12 protein-coding genes are annotated in these 12,552 nt (G+C 62.6%); 4 read left to right on the top strand and 8 right to left on the bottom strand.

Annotated features, from left to right (window positions below):
* The 3 genes from tnpA to WCY17_RS14025 form a co-directional block, all read left to right on the top strand.
* A partial coding sequence (gene tnpA / locus WCY17_RS14035; RefSeq protein ID WP_372702813.1) for an IS200/IS605 family transposase occupies positions 1–215 on the top strand: 215 nt, incomplete at its 5' end.
* Positions 216–469: 254 nt separating this feature from the next.
* Positions 470–1,222, top strand: coding sequence for a M48 family metallopeptidase (locus tag WCY17_RS14030; RefSeq protein ID WP_372702812.1), 753 nt, complete (start codon positions 470–472; stop codon positions 1,220–1,222).
* A 224-nt stretch (positions 1,223–1,446) separates the two neighbouring features.
* Entirely contained in the window at positions 1,447–2,106 is a 660-nt protein-coding gene (locus WCY17_RS14025; protein WP_372702811.1) for a peroxiredoxin, read from the top strand.
* A gap of 127 nt (positions 2,107–2,233) precedes the next feature.
* Here WCY17_RS14025 and WCY17_RS14020 read toward each other — a convergent pair whose 3' ends face one another.
* From WCY17_RS14020 to WCY17_RS13995, 6 genes are read right to left on the bottom strand one after another with little or no spacing between them, the layout of a single operon-like run.
* Positions 2,234–3,928: an AMP-binding protein gene (locus tag WCY17_RS14020; RefSeq protein WP_372702810.1), complete on the bottom strand. Its 1,695-nt coding sequence runs from the start codon at positions 3,926–3,928 to the stop codon at positions 2,234–2,236.
* A 5-nt stretch (positions 3,929–3,933) separates the two neighbouring features.
* The gene (locus WCY17_RS14015) at positions 3,934–4,623 is read right to left on the bottom strand and encodes an ABC transporter ATP-binding protein (protein WP_372702809.1); all 690 of its coding nucleotides are present in this window, start codon (positions 4,621–4,623) and stop codon (positions 3,934–3,936) included.
* The gene (locus WCY17_RS14010) at positions 4,616–5,386 is read right to left on the bottom strand and encodes an ABC transporter ATP-binding protein (protein WP_372702808.1); all 771 of its coding nucleotides are present in this window, start codon (positions 5,384–5,386) and stop codon (positions 4,616–4,618) included. The genes WCY17_RS14015 and WCY17_RS14010 overlap by 8 nt, the downstream gene beginning before the upstream one ends.
* Before the next feature lie 2 nt (positions 5,387–5,388).
* Positions 5,389–6,369 (bottom strand): branched-chain amino acid ABC transporter permease, encoded by a 981-nt coding sequence (locus tag WCY17_RS14005; RefSeq protein WP_372702807.1) that lies wholly within the window; start codon positions 6,367–6,369, stop codon positions 5,389–5,391.
* The gene (locus WCY17_RS14000) at positions 6,366–7,262 is read right to left on the bottom strand and encodes a branched-chain amino acid ABC transporter permease (RefSeq protein WP_372702806.1); all 897 of its coding nucleotides are present in this window, start codon (positions 7,260–7,262) and stop codon (positions 6,366–6,368) included. Before WCY17_RS14000 ends, WCY17_RS14005 begins: the two co-directional genes overlap by 4 nt.
* Before the next feature lie 10 nt (positions 7,263–7,272).
* Positions 7,273–8,553, bottom strand: coding sequence for an ABC transporter substrate-binding protein (locus WCY17_RS13995; RefSeq protein ID WP_372702805.1), 1,281 nt, complete (start codon positions 8,551–8,553; stop codon positions 7,273–7,275).
* Between the two features lie 225 nt (positions 8,554–8,778).
* Here WCY17_RS13995 and WCY17_RS13990 point away from each other — a divergent pair, with 225 nt between their 5' ends.
* Complete coding sequence (locus WCY17_RS13990; RefSeq protein WP_372702804.1) at positions 8,779–9,888, top strand: ADP-ribosylglycohydrolase family protein; 1,110 nt, start codon at positions 8,779–8,781, stop codon at positions 9,886–9,888.
* An 87-nt stretch (positions 9,889–9,975) separates the two neighbouring features.
* On the opposite strand, the gene WCY17_RS13985 is transcribed toward WCY17_RS13990, so the two are convergent.
* Together WCY17_RS13985 and WCY17_RS13980 are read right to left on the bottom strand one after the other, a co-directional pair.
* Positions 9,976–11,352, bottom strand: a complete 1,377-nt coding sequence (locus tag WCY17_RS13985) for an MFS transporter (protein WP_372702803.1) — start codon at positions 11,350–11,352, stop codon at positions 9,976–9,978.
* Positions 11,353–11,579: 227 nt separating this feature from the next.
* On the bottom strand, positions 11,580–12,389 hold the full coding sequence (locus tag WCY17_RS13980) for a helix-turn-helix domain-containing protein (protein WP_372702802.1): 810 nt from the start codon (positions 12,387–12,389) through the stop codon (positions 11,580–11,582).
* Between the last annotated feature and the right edge of the window lie 163 nt (positions 12,390–12,552).

Genomic DNA, 12,552 nt, shown 5'->3' with positions numbered 1-12,552 from the left:
TGGTGAACTACCCGCCCAAGGTGGCCGTCTCGACGCTGGTGAACAGCCTCAAAGGCGTGTCCAGCCGCATGATCCGCAAGCAGAACCACCCGAGCATCCGCGAGAATCTGCGGGGCGGCGCGCTCTGGTCGCCGTCCTGCTTCGCCGGTAGCTGTGGCAGTGCGCCCATCGAAATGATCCGCCAGTACATCGAACAACAGCAGACGCCACACTGACCGCCCAAAGAACGCCTACGGCGTCCGCGCTATCCTTCCCCGGCCTGAAGACCGAGGCTTGCCGCGCACCGGGTCAGCAACAGCCGTAGGATTGTACTCGGCCAGATTTTCAGGGGGCTGATGTCCTCATGCTCGCAGCATGGAAATCGTGATACACACAGATGCATGAGCAGGCGCAACCTCGGCACCGTCTTTTTCATGACCAGACAACCGCAGCTGCAAAGCGGGTGACTGCCCAGGCGCAGCGAATTTCGATGGACAAAACCAACCAGCTGACCCTGCCCGATGGCACTTCGATCGAATACGGCATCCGGGTGTCGACACGAGCCCGCACGATACGCCTGACGCTGAATGCGGCCGATGGGCTGACCGTGGTCACGCCACCTCGAATCGGCCACCAGCGCATCGCGGCACTGGTGACCGAACACGCCGGATGGATCGCCAGGCGCATGAAGCACTTCGACGCCCTGCGAACGCAGATCGCCGCAGAGCTTGCGACACGACCGGTGATGTTCGAGCTGCCGGCACTGGCAGAATCCTGGCGGGTCGACTATCAGGCGACCTCATCGCCTGCGGTCCGGGCGCGCACCCGCCAGACGGGCCAAATCATCATGGCAGGGGCCGTTGATGACACCGCGGCCTGCCACGCAGCACTGCGCGATTGGCTGGCGCGTCGCGCCAGGGCCACCCTGCCGGAATGGCTGTCGAGGCTCGCGGCCGAGGCGAATCTGCAGTATACCGGCGTGACGGTGCGCAACCAGCGCACCCGCTGGGGCAGCTGCTCTGCGGCCGGGCGCATCAGCCTGAACAGCACATTGCTGTTCCTGCGCCAGGAACTGGTGCAGTATGTGCTCTGGCATGAACTCTGTCACCTGATCGAGCTGAACCATTCCAGACGGTTCTGGGAACAGGTGCAGCGCCTGGAACCGAACGTCCAGGCGCTGCGCCAGCAGATGCGCAGCGCCTGGGAAATCGTTCCCGCCTGGGCGCACCCTCCGTCCAGGTAGCGCAACGCACCATGCCCTGCTGGCCATCACGGGCCCGGCGTGGCCCGGCGTGCTGGCGGCCAACGACCTCACGGCAGTGCCGGGCCACTGGCCAGGCCCTCTGGTGATGCCTATCGCCCTCATAGCCAATATCTATTTGACAGACATTATATATTTATACATAATGTTTTCCATCCAGCAGGTTTTTCCTGCTTTTCCAGACCACTCACAGGAGCAGCCCCATCATGTCCCTTCGCATCAATGATGTCGCCCCCAACTTCACCACCGACTCCACGGCAGGCAGCCTGACCCTGCACGACTGGATAGGCGACAGCTACGCCATCCTGTTTTCGCACCCCAAGGACTTCACCCCGGTCTGCACCACCGAATTCGGTGCCGTTGCACGCCTGGCGCCCGAATTCGCCAAGCGCAACACCAAGGTCATGGGGGTTTCGGTCGACAGCGTCGAAGAACACCATCGCTGGAAAGACGACATCGCACAATTCGCCCAGGCACCGGCCGATTTTCCGATCATCGACGACCGCTCGCTGCAGGTGTCCAAGCTCTACAGCATGCTGCCCGCCGAGGCCGTACTGCCCGATGGCCGCACCCCTGCCGACAGCGCCACGGTACGCACCGTATTCATCATCGGGCCAGACAAGAAAATCCGCCTGACCATGTGCTACCCCATGTCGGTAGGCCGCAACTTCGCCGAAATCCTGCGTGCACTCGATGCCATTCAGGCCACCGATGGCGTCCCCCTGGCCACCCCGGCAGACTGGGTACCGGGTCAGGACGTGATCGTGGGGCTCAGCCTGACCGACGAGCAGGCAGAGCAGAAATACGGCAAGCTGGACATTCGCCTGCCTTATCTGCGGTTCGTGGCCGACCCCAACAAGAAATAGGCGCGATTTTTCGCCAGGCCGCAATCGGGCGTGTTCGTGCGCCATGCGGCAACGCAACCGGCCCCTTCAAGGGGCCGGTTTCATCGGCCATGCGCGGCCAGGACACATATGTCGAGACATGCACGGTTCAGCGCAAGTTGCGACGCAGGATCTTGCCGGTGTTGGTCTTGGGCAGATCATCCAGAAATTCGACGATCCGCGGATATTTGTATGACGCCATGCGCGCCTTGCTCCAGGCAATGAGCTCGGATTCAGTCAGTTCGGCCCCCGGCTTGAGCGAGACCACGGCCTTGACCGTCTCGCCGCGATAGGTATCTGCAACCCCCACCACCGCGACCTCACGCACCGCAGGGTGTGCGTACAGCGCATCTTCGACCTCGCGCGGCCAGACCTTGTAGCCCCCTGCGTTGATCATGTCCTTCTTGCGATCGACCAGAAAGAACCAGCCGTCGGCGTCCATGAAGCCGACGTCACCCGAGAGCATGAAGCCCTCGTGCATGATGCGGGCGGTGTCTTCAGGACGATTCCAGTAGCCCCTCATGACTTGCGGGCCCTGTTTGGCAAGCTCGCCGATTTCGCCGGGCTCTGCCTGCGTGCCATCTTCACGCAGAACGCGCACTTGCGTATTGAACACCGGCACACCGATGGACAGGGCCCCCGAGGCCTCATCAACCGGTGCCCTGGCATCCTGCGGCACCATGAGGGTCACCGAACAGGTTTCGGTCATCCCGTAGGCATTGCGTATGTAGTGGCCCGTCAGCGCCTCGAAGGCATCGGCCGTGGCCGGCGGGATGGGTGCGCCGCCGGAATACAGCCCGCGGAAGCTGTCGAAATCGCCAGGGCGGATGTGCCCGGTATTCATCAGGCTGATGAACGCGGTGATGGCACCAATGGTGAATACCGGCCGGTGGGCGCGGATGGTCTCCAGGATCACCTCGGGGTGAAAGCGGTGCGTCAGCAGCAGCGGGCAGCCTGCGACCAGGGTCAGCGCCGCGTGGGCCACCATGCCCGTGATGTGAAAAAGCGGTGCGATGCACAGATTGCCATCCTGGCTTTCAAGCCGCGCCCAGTCACGAAACACGCAGGCATTGAACAGAATGTTGCCATGGGTGTTCATGGCCCCCTTGGGTTTGCCCGTGGTGCCCGACGTATAGGTCAGCAAGGCCACATCATCGAGCTGCAGGCTGATCTGCGGCAGTTCGGCATCTGCAGGCGCGCCTGCAGGGCCCTCGGATGAACCCGCCGCCCGCGCCAGAATCTGCTGAAGATCCACAGCACCCGCCGCTGTGGGCAGGCGCGGGCCTGCACCCAGCACCCGGATGTCGTTACTGTCCTGGCCGTCAAACGCCGAAAATGTGATCCGTATGGGCAGGTCGATGGCTTCGGATTCGAGCGCAGGCAATACGATTTCGGCATACAGGGTATCGAGGCACAGCATTGCCCTGGCGCCGGAATCGCGCAGGATGTGGCCCAGTTCGGCCGACTTGTTCATGGGGTTGACCGGCACCACGACCCCGCCCAGTTTCCAGGCCGCCAGCAGGCCCATCAGGAACGCAGGGTTGTTCTGCATGAACAGCGCCAGCCGGTCGCCTGCCGCGAAGCCCTGCTGCTGCAAATGGCATGCCAGTGCCGACGAGGCCGCATCCAGTTCGCCCCGGGTCAGGGCGGCATCGAAGTAGCGCGCGATGACCTCATCGGGCGACTGCTTCACCAGCGCGGCAAATGCCGCCGGGACGCTGGAAAAACCCGGCTGTATGTCAGCCGGCTGCTGCGCCCCATACTGCGCCAGCCAGGGCCGGCTGGCGACAACGATCCTTGACAATGCACTTACTCCTTGGCGTTCTGTACAGATGGATCGCCATGCACAACTGCATGCGACCCGATGATCGAGCCACGATCGATTTCATAATTGTGGTCCAGGACACTGGCCGCGTGTTGCAGGTCGGCCCCCGAGAGCAGGGCGCTGAAGCCTTCGGCCCTGAGCGCCCCCACCACTTCGGCAATGCGCAAGGACAATGCAGGTGCCACCCCCTCGAAGGGTTCATCCAGAAGCACCAGCTGCTGCCCGGTCATGAGCGCCCTGCCAATGGCAACCAGCTTCTGCTGCCCGCCAGAGAGTTCCATGGCCTTTCTGGGGGCGAACTCCTGCAGTTCGGGGATGATCTGGTAGGCTCTTTTCAGATTGGGCCCGGCATCCGCCTGGCCCAGCGCCCAGACCGGGGCGCACAGGTTCTCTTCGACACTGAGGTCGGGGATGAGGCGCCGGTCTTCGGGCGCATAGCCTATGCCCAGCGAGGTGCGTTTATAGGCCGGCATTGCCACCAGATCCTTGCCGGCCATCTGCATGCTGCCCGATTCGATCGGCAAGAGCCCCATGATGGAGCGCATGAGCGTGGTCTTGCCGGCGCCATTGCGCCCCGTGATCCCCACGATGGCCCCGCGCGCCACGCTGAGCGCCACCTTGCGCAATATGGTGGTGGTGCCGATTTTCACGTTGAGGTCGCGCACTTCAAGCATGGGCACCCTCTTGTACGACCTGGGCCTGGGCAGGACGGCCAGCCTGCAGGGGCCGGCCTATGATGTATTCGAGCACCTTCTCGTCGCGCATGACCTCTTCGGGCGCCCCGGCCGCGAGGATGGAACCATCATAAAAAGCCAGCACACGGTCACTGTAACGCCGCACGACCTCCATGTCGTGCTCGACGAACATGGCGGTGACTTCGGCCTCGCGCACGATCTTCATGATGCGGTCCATGATCTCGAATTTTTCCGAGCTGTCGACCCCGCTGGTGGGCTCGTCGAGCAGCAGCACACGCGGATCCGCCACCATGGCCAGGGCAATGTCCAGCAGCTTGCGTACCCCCTCGGGCAGAATGCCTGCCAGAGCATCGGCAAAGGGTGTGAGTTCGAAACGCGCCAGGATCTCTTCGGCCTGCTCGAGCGGCTTGCCCACGATGCCCAGCGCCGTTTCGACATTCTCGAGGGCCGTCAGTGAATCGAAGAGTTGCGGAATCTGGAATGAGCGCGTGATCCCCATGCGGGTGATTTCGCGTGGTGGCCGGCCAGTGATTTCATGACCATCGAAGAAGATCTGGCCCTGGTCGGGCTTGAGATAGCCCGTCAGCATGTTCACGAACGTGGTCTTGCCGGCGCCATTGGTACCGATCAGGCCGGATACGCTGTGTGCATGGATATCCACTGTGATGTCTCTGGCGGCAAACACGGCGCCGAACTGTTTGCGCAGGTTGCGGGCAGAGACGAGTACGACGGGTTCAGACATGTTCAAGCCCCCCTGGCCGCAGAACGCAGCCACAGCCTGGCGATGCTGATCAGCCCCCCCGGCAGGAAAATGATGATGACCAGCATGCTGACGCCGATGACGATCTGCCACGAGTTGGGCACATACTGGAAGGCCAGCGAGCGGATCAGTTCGAGCGCAATGGCCCCCAGAAAGGGGGCATATGCATTGCGCGTGCCGCCGAGAATGGCGATGAAGAGGAACTCGCCCGACGTGGTCCAGAAGGCAAGATCAGGATCGATGTGCCCGATGCTGAACGACGTCAGCCCACCCCCCAGGCCCGCCAGGGCCCCTGCCAGGGTGTAGTTCCAGAAAATATTGCGGCGCGCCGAGGCCCCGAGATATTCGACACGGATCTCGTTGTCTTTCATTGCCGGCCCGAGGCGCCCCATGGGCGTGGCCAGAAACCGCTGCACGGCCCAGATGCTCACGCCAACCACCACCGCCGTAATGATGAACATCGTGCGCCGCGACAGCGCGCCATCGGCCAGCAGGAAAAAGGTGGGGGATTGCACATTGAAGCCATCGCTGCCGCCCAGCACCGGATTGCGGATGAGCAGGCCGTACAGGATCATGGTGAAGGCCAGCGTGAGGATGGCGAAGAAGATGTCGCGATAGCGCGACAGCAGCACCCCGAGCAGGGCGGCGATCACGGCGGCCGATACCGTGGCAAGCAGCAGCAGAGGCACCAGATCGCGAATGCCCAGATGGCTCATGGCCATGCCCACGGCATAGGCGCCCGCACAGTAATACAGCCCCTGGCCAAAGGACACCAGCCCGCAGCGCAACAGCAGCACCAGCCCCAGGGCTGCAAGCCCCTTGGACAGGGCCACCACGACGACGAACTGCCACGTCGACAGGCCGATGCCCAGCGCGATCAGAATCAGCGTGACGACCAGTGCAATCAGGGCATGCTGCGGCCGGCGTGCGCGCTGCCGCGCATGCATGGTTGAGGATGATTTCATATCTTGCGCGGCTCCGCAGCAGCAAACAGACCCATGGGCCGCACGATCAGAACCACCGCCATGACCGCATAAATGGAGAACAATTCAACCTCGGGAAAATAGTGCACGGCAAATGAACGCACCAGCCCGACGATGAGTGCCCCCAATGCCGCCCCCGGCAAGGAACCCAGCCCGCCGATCACGATGACCGCAAACGCCAGCACGATGACCTCGACCCCGATTTCCGGGGCCACCGATATGGTCGGCGCTGTCAGCGCGCCCCCCAGCGCCGCCAGAATGGAGCCGGCCACGAACGTGACAAGAAAATACCGTTGCACGTTGATGCCCAGCGCCATGCTGATTTCGCGGTCGTGTATCACCACGCGCAACAGCTTGCCCGGGCGCGTGAGCTTGAGAAAGAGCGCCAGGCCCACGCCTGACAGGATGGCTGCCCCCAGAATGACGAAATTGTAGTTCGGGTAATAGAGCAGACCGATATTGAAGCTGCCCAACAGGCCATAAGGCTGTGAAATGACGTAGGGCTCGACCCCCCAGATCATCTTGACCACGTCTTCGAGGATCAGGAAGATGGCGTACGTGACCAGCAGCAGCACGACCTGGTCTTCCTTGTAGAACCGCCTCAGGATACCGCGCTCGACCAGTACGCCCAGGACCAGCCCCCCGATGACGCCGGCCAGCAGCAACAGCAGATAGCTGTAATAGGGGTTGTAGTCACCTGCCAGCCAGAAACCGACGAACGTCGCTGCCACATACGCACCGAGTGTATAGAACGCCCCGTGCGCGAGATTGAGGATTTTCATGACGCCATAGATCAGGGTGAGACCCACAGCCACCAGGAAAAGCCACGCAGCGTACATGATGCCGTCGATGATGGCGGCAGGCAACATCAACATACAGACCCCCTCAGTGCTTCATGCCGTTCTTGATCCAGTCTTCGGACTTCACGCCTTCGGGCGGCGTGACGACTTCGGACGGATAGCGCTTGACGTTTTCAAAGGTGAGTTTGCCATCGACGTTCCTGGCCGTGCCGTAGACCACTTCCTGTACGGCCTGGTGACCGTTGCCCAGGGCCATCTTCACTTCGCCGGACGGCGCCACGAAGGTCAGGCCCTCGAATGCGGCGATGATCTGCTCGGTGTTGGGCGCCTGGCCACCGTTGTCGGCCTTGGCCTTTTCATATGCCGCCTTGGTGCCGAGAATGGTCTGCGCCATTTTGTACGATGGATACCAGGGGTCACCCTTGATCTGGTCCTGGTAGGCGTTGCGGAACCAGGTGTTGAGTTCGGAATCGGGCGCAAACACCCCGTGCGGCCCCCGGGCGCCGATGATGGTGCCATCGGGGATCTTGATCTTGTTGTCGTGCGTGATGGTTTCGCCTGTGGTGAGGATGGTCGGGACGTGCTCCATCATGCCGCGCGGCTGCGCCTGCACGATCAGGCCTTCGAGGTCACCGCCGTAGAAGCTGGAATGCAGGATGTCGGGGTTGGACGCCATGATGGCCGAAATTTCGGCATTGTACTGGCCGGCGCCGAGCTTCGGCATTTGCGAGGTGGTGAGCTTGACATCCGGCTTGAGCTGCTTGAGCGCGCCTTCGAAATCGCGCCAGGAATCCTGGCCCCAGGCGTAGTTCTGGTTGATGCCGGCATAGGTTTTCATGTCCGGCTTCTGGTCGACCGCATACATGGCGGCACCGACATTGTCCATGGTGCCATGGGCCACCGGGCGGAACACATAGTGGTGCTCGTCATCCTCGAAAATGCGCGGCGTGCCGCAGTCATAGAACATGGTGAGTGTCTTGAGCTCTTCGGCCACCGGTGCAATGGCCAGGCAGTTGCCCGAGGAGGTATAGCCAATGACCATGTCGACACCGGCCCGATCGACCATGTTGCGAAATTCGGTGACCTGCTGCGACGTGCCGCCGCTTTCATCGATGTACACGAATTCAAGGGGTGTGCCGCCAAAACCCACCGAATCGTATGGTGCCGGCACCTTGCCGGCGTTCAGTTCTTCGAGAAGCACTTCGGCCCCATGGCGTGCAGGCACCCCGAACGGGCCGGCAGCCGCCCCCGACATGAATGTGACGATACCCACCTTGACGGGTTTTTCGTCGGCCTGGGCCGTGCCGCCCAAGGCAAGCAATGCAGTGGCCACGGCGGCCGAGACGATCTTGATCTGATAAGACATGTTTCCTCCAGGATTGAATACAGCGGCCTTCGGATGGAAAGTCGCCCGGGCGCAGGCAGGCCAAAATACCGGCACGACCTCGCCACCAGGCAACATTTTGACACGACCAGAGATATTTATCGACAGGGCCACCTGGTCGAAAAAGCATAAATCAGGCCACCCACCGATTGCAAACACGATGTGCAGTATGCTTGCAGCCCCCGAATACAGCAGTAGAATGGGTTCATGAACACGCACATGACTGAACTCGAAGACCGCATCTGCGGCGCCATTCTGGGGGCCTACATCGGCGATGCGCTGGCTCTGGGCCCGCACTGGTACTACCAGCTCGACGAACTGCGGGCCACCTACGGGCCCTGGATCACAGATTACACCGAGCCGCAGCCAGGCCGTTATCACGCCGGCCTCAAGGCCGGGCAATCGGGGCAGGCGGGCTTCATCCTCGATCTGTTGCTGCAATCCCTGACCGAGCACAAAGGCTATGACGAAGCCGATTTCTGCCAACGGCTCGATGACACCCTCTTCCCGCAGCTCGATGGCACGCCCATGCAGGGCCCGGGCGGCTACACGAGCCAGTCGATACGCGAAACCTGGCGCAAGCGCACGCTCGAACACAGGCCATGGGGCCAGGTCGCAGGCCTGGCCGACACGACCGAAGCGGCCGAACGCATTCTGGCGCTGGCCGTGCGCTATGCCTTGCAGCCCGCCTCGCTGGCACGGCATGTGTCATCCAACACCGCCCTGACGCAGTGCGACACGACGGTCATGGCCATGACCACGGCGTATGCCTCGGTGCTTGGCGGTCTGGTCCGGGGCGAGCCCCTCGACGCAGAAACGTCCGGGCGCCTGATGGCGCTGGTGCGTGATGGCAGCCTGCCGTTTCACAGCGTCACGTCCGCCGGCGAAGGCACCCCGCCGCCGGGCCCCGAAGCCATCCATCATGCGGGGCACTTCCCGTCTCCGGATGCACTGCTCACGGTGTCCTGCATTGCCCGGGCCGCGGCAGACCCCGGCTGCCAGATCGAACCGGCCTGGAAAGTCTCTCTGGTCTACGGCATGCCCTGTGCGGTCTATCATCAGTTTCCCGCGGTCTACTATCTGGCTGCGCGGTTCCAGGGTGATGTCGAGTCCGCCCTGCTGCACGCCGTCAACGGTGGCGGGCAGAACCAGGCCCGAGCCATGCTGGCCGGTGCCCTGTGCGGTGCAATCGGCGGTCTGCAGGCCATGCCCGAACGCTTCATCCAGGGGCTCGAACACCACGAACGCCGCCTGGCCCTGGCCAGAACGCTGGCGGGGCAGGTTCTGGCCGACCAGGCTGGGTCAGTAGAAACCTGATCTCAACAGGCCTGGCAGATCCTCCCTGAACAGGCTGAGCCTAGCCTCAACAGGCCTGGCAGGCCCCCGAACAGACCGAACCGATCGTCACCAGGCGCCGCGCTGCTCGGGCACGAAGCGTACCAGCCACAGGGCCAGCAGGCGAATCAGCGCAAAGGCCGCATAGGCCCAGGCGAGCACCAGGCCCACATCGCCCTCGCGCGCCATCAATGCGGCCAGGATCGAAATCGTCATGATGGCGCCCACCTGCAGCGACAGCGAACGCAGGGCGGCCAGCATGGATGACGACTCGGGTGCCAGCTGCAGGCCGGCATTGCGCATGGCGGGGTTGATGGCGCCGTTGCCCGCCCCGACCAGAAAGGCTGCAAATGCCAGCCAGGTGTACGGATCGATGTGCCCTGCAGCGGGCAGTGCCAGCAGTACGAGACCCACGATGGTCACCACGCTGCCCGCATACAGCGGCAGGCGATAGCCCGTGCGGCGCAGCAGGATGACCGCAGCAATGGAACACACCATGGCCGCCACGCCCTGCGCGGTCAGCAAAGTGCCTGAACCAAGCGCGCTGATGCCGTACCGGTTCGCCGCATACAGCGGCACCAGCGCCATGGCCCCGATGATGAAGCCGGTGAACACCATGTTCACCAGGTTCACCACCCCGAAATTCGTGCCGTAGATGAAACGCGGCTGTATGAAGGGCGCTGACACCCGATGGATGTGACGCAGGAACAGCAGCAGGCACGCCAGCGCCAGGCCACAGAACAGCACGATCAGCCAGACCGACTCGTGCGACTCTCCGAGTATGGTGGCCGCCAGCATGCCGGACAGCAGGCTGGCCCCCAGCAGCAGGATGCCCGGCGCATCCATGCTGCGCGCCACGGTGGGCGCGCGCCCTGCATCCCGCGGTATATAGTGCCAGGCCAGCAGAAGGATCGCCAGGCCGATGGGAATATTGACGTGAAAGACATCGCGCCAGGACGTATAGGCAACGAAGTAACCGCCGAAAATGGGGCCGATCATGGCGCCAATCGGAAAAATGCTGCCGAACAGGCTGACATACCGATCCCGGGCCGCCCCGAAGTGATCCACGATGATGCCGGTGGCCGTTGGCGTGAAACCGGCGCCACCCGCGGCCTGCAGCGCCCGCAGCGCAATCAGCACGTAGATGTCGTTGGCCAGCCCACAACCCAGCGAGGCCAGGGTGAACACCAGCGTGGAGACCAGGAATACGCGGCGCTTGCCGAAGCGCTCGGCCAGCTTGCCGCTGACGGGCAGCATCAGCACAAAGCCGAATGAGTAGGCCGTGATGGTCCAGCTGGCCAGATTGATGGAAGTATCGAGACCCTGCTGGATCGCATGCAGGGCCGTGGCCACTATAGTCGAATCGACCGCCATCATCAGCAGGGCCAGCGCGACAATGGCGAAGATGACATTGCGCGAAATGCCAGCCGTTGGGGCCTGATTCATGCTGGACGCACCTTTCCAGCCAGGTTCCTGCTCATCAGTCGCATCTGCCCAATCGCACGTGTCTCCGGGTGAACCCGAATGATAGCACTGCAAAAATGTTCGCGAACGGAACCGCGCGCGACCTGGAAAAACAGTGTGAAAAACAGTCTGAAGGGGCCACAGGGCTGTAATCGGGAGTGCGCTAGCGGCCCTCACGACTGCGGGCAGGAGCGAGCTGGCGAATTCCATCACTGCTGGCCAGTGATATATCCCTTGGGGCTTGCCCCCATCCGCCGCCTGAACATCGCGATGAACGCCGATGACGTTGCATACCCCAGGTCCAGCGCCACAGATTCGACACTCCGGCCGCTGCTGATCAAGGCCAACGCCCGGGCCAGCCGCAGCCGCTGGCGCCACTCGGTCAGGGACATGCCAAGATCCGTTCGGCAGCGACGCATGAGGGTCCGTTCGCTCATGTGGAACGCACCGGCCAGCTGTGCAATGCTGCGGTTGTCGGCCGGGTCGTCGCGCAGGGCCTGCAGCAGCGGCCCGAGCCGGGGATCATCGGAATCGGGGATGAAACTTGCCGCCGCCTCACAGCTGGACAACTGTTCCACCAGTACCCACAACAGCCGCTCGAACCCCGGCTGCGGGCGCCCGTCTGAACGATGCGCATACAAATGGCCCAGGATGGCACGCACCAGGGGTGATATCAGGAGTGCGCACGCTGCACCCGGAAGCGCCGTACACAGGTCGCTGCGGATATACAGCGAACAATGTGCGGCTTCGCGGTGGTTGAAACACGTATGTTCGGTCTCGGGCGGAATCCATAGCCCCGAATGCGGCGGCGCAAGAAGCCGGGTGGTGCGGATCCTGACCTCGGTGATGCCACTGAAGGAATAAATGAACTCGCCCCAGGGATGGCGCAGTGCCGGATAGGTGGCGTGCGAAGGCATGTCTTCGACCCGGAAGAAAAACGGCGCAGGCAGCTCCTGCAGCTCGTGGCCAAAGGGCGGCAGCCGCAGATGAAGGTCATCGGACTGAACAGGCATCATCATGGTGGCAGGTTCGCACGATCGGATGGCAGTTGCCAGCTACAGTCTTTTCCAACATGACATGAGTCTGAGCGGGGTCTTGTGTTTCCAACATGAGATGAGTCTGAAGCGGGGAAGGTAGAAGTCGTCGATCATGAGGCATGGTGATCGATATGCAGGAAGAACG

The sequence above is a fragment of the Castellaniella sp. genome, assembly GCF_041677825.1.
In the GTDB taxonomy this organism is placed as follows: domain Bacteria; phylum Pseudomonadota; class Gammaproteobacteria; order Burkholderiales; family Burkholderiaceae_B; genus Castellaniella.
Note: the sequence above shows the minus strand (reverse complement) of the source record. Positions and strands in the feature narration are given on the sequence as shown.

Bases quoted from the DNA above. Each gene is read 5' to 3' on its own strand.
- WCY17_RS14030 (WP_372702812.1), top strand. From the start codon at position 470: ATGGACAAAACCAACCAGCTGACCCTGCCCGATGGCACTTCGATCGAA.
- WCY17_RS14025 (WP_372702811.1), top strand. From the start codon at position 1,447: ATGTCCCTTCGCATCAATGATGTCGCCCCCAACTTCACCACCGACTCC.
- WCY17_RS14015 (WP_372702809.1), bottom strand. From the start codon at position 4,623: ATGCTTGAAGTGCGCGACCTCAACGTGAAAATCGGCACCACCACCATA.
- WCY17_RS14010 (WP_372702808.1), bottom strand. From the start codon at position 5,386: ATGTCTGAACCCGTCGTACTCGTCTCTGCCCGCAACCTGCGCAAACAG.
- WCY17_RS14005 (WP_372702807.1), bottom strand. From the start codon at position 6,369: ATGAAATCATCCTCAACCATGCATGCGCGGCAGCGCGCACGCCGGCCG.
- WCY17_RS14000 (WP_372702806.1), bottom strand. From the start codon at position 7,262: ATGTTGATGTTGCCTGCCGCCATCATCGACGGCATCATGTACGCTGCG.
- WCY17_RS13995 (WP_372702805.1), bottom strand. From the start codon at position 8,553: ATGTCTTATCAGATCAAGATCGTCTCGGCCGCCGTGGCCACTGCATTG.
- WCY17_RS13990 (WP_372702804.1), top strand. From the start codon at position 8,779: ATGAACACGCACATGACTGAACTCGAAGACCGCATCTGCGGCGCCATT.
- WCY17_RS13985 (WP_372702803.1), bottom strand. From the start codon at position 11,352: ATGAATCAGGCCCCAACGGCTGGCATTTCGCGCAATGTCATCTTCGCC.
- WCY17_RS13980 (WP_372702802.1), bottom strand. From the start codon at position 12,389: ATGATGATGCCTGTTCAGTCCGATGACCTTCATCTGCGGCTGCCGCCC.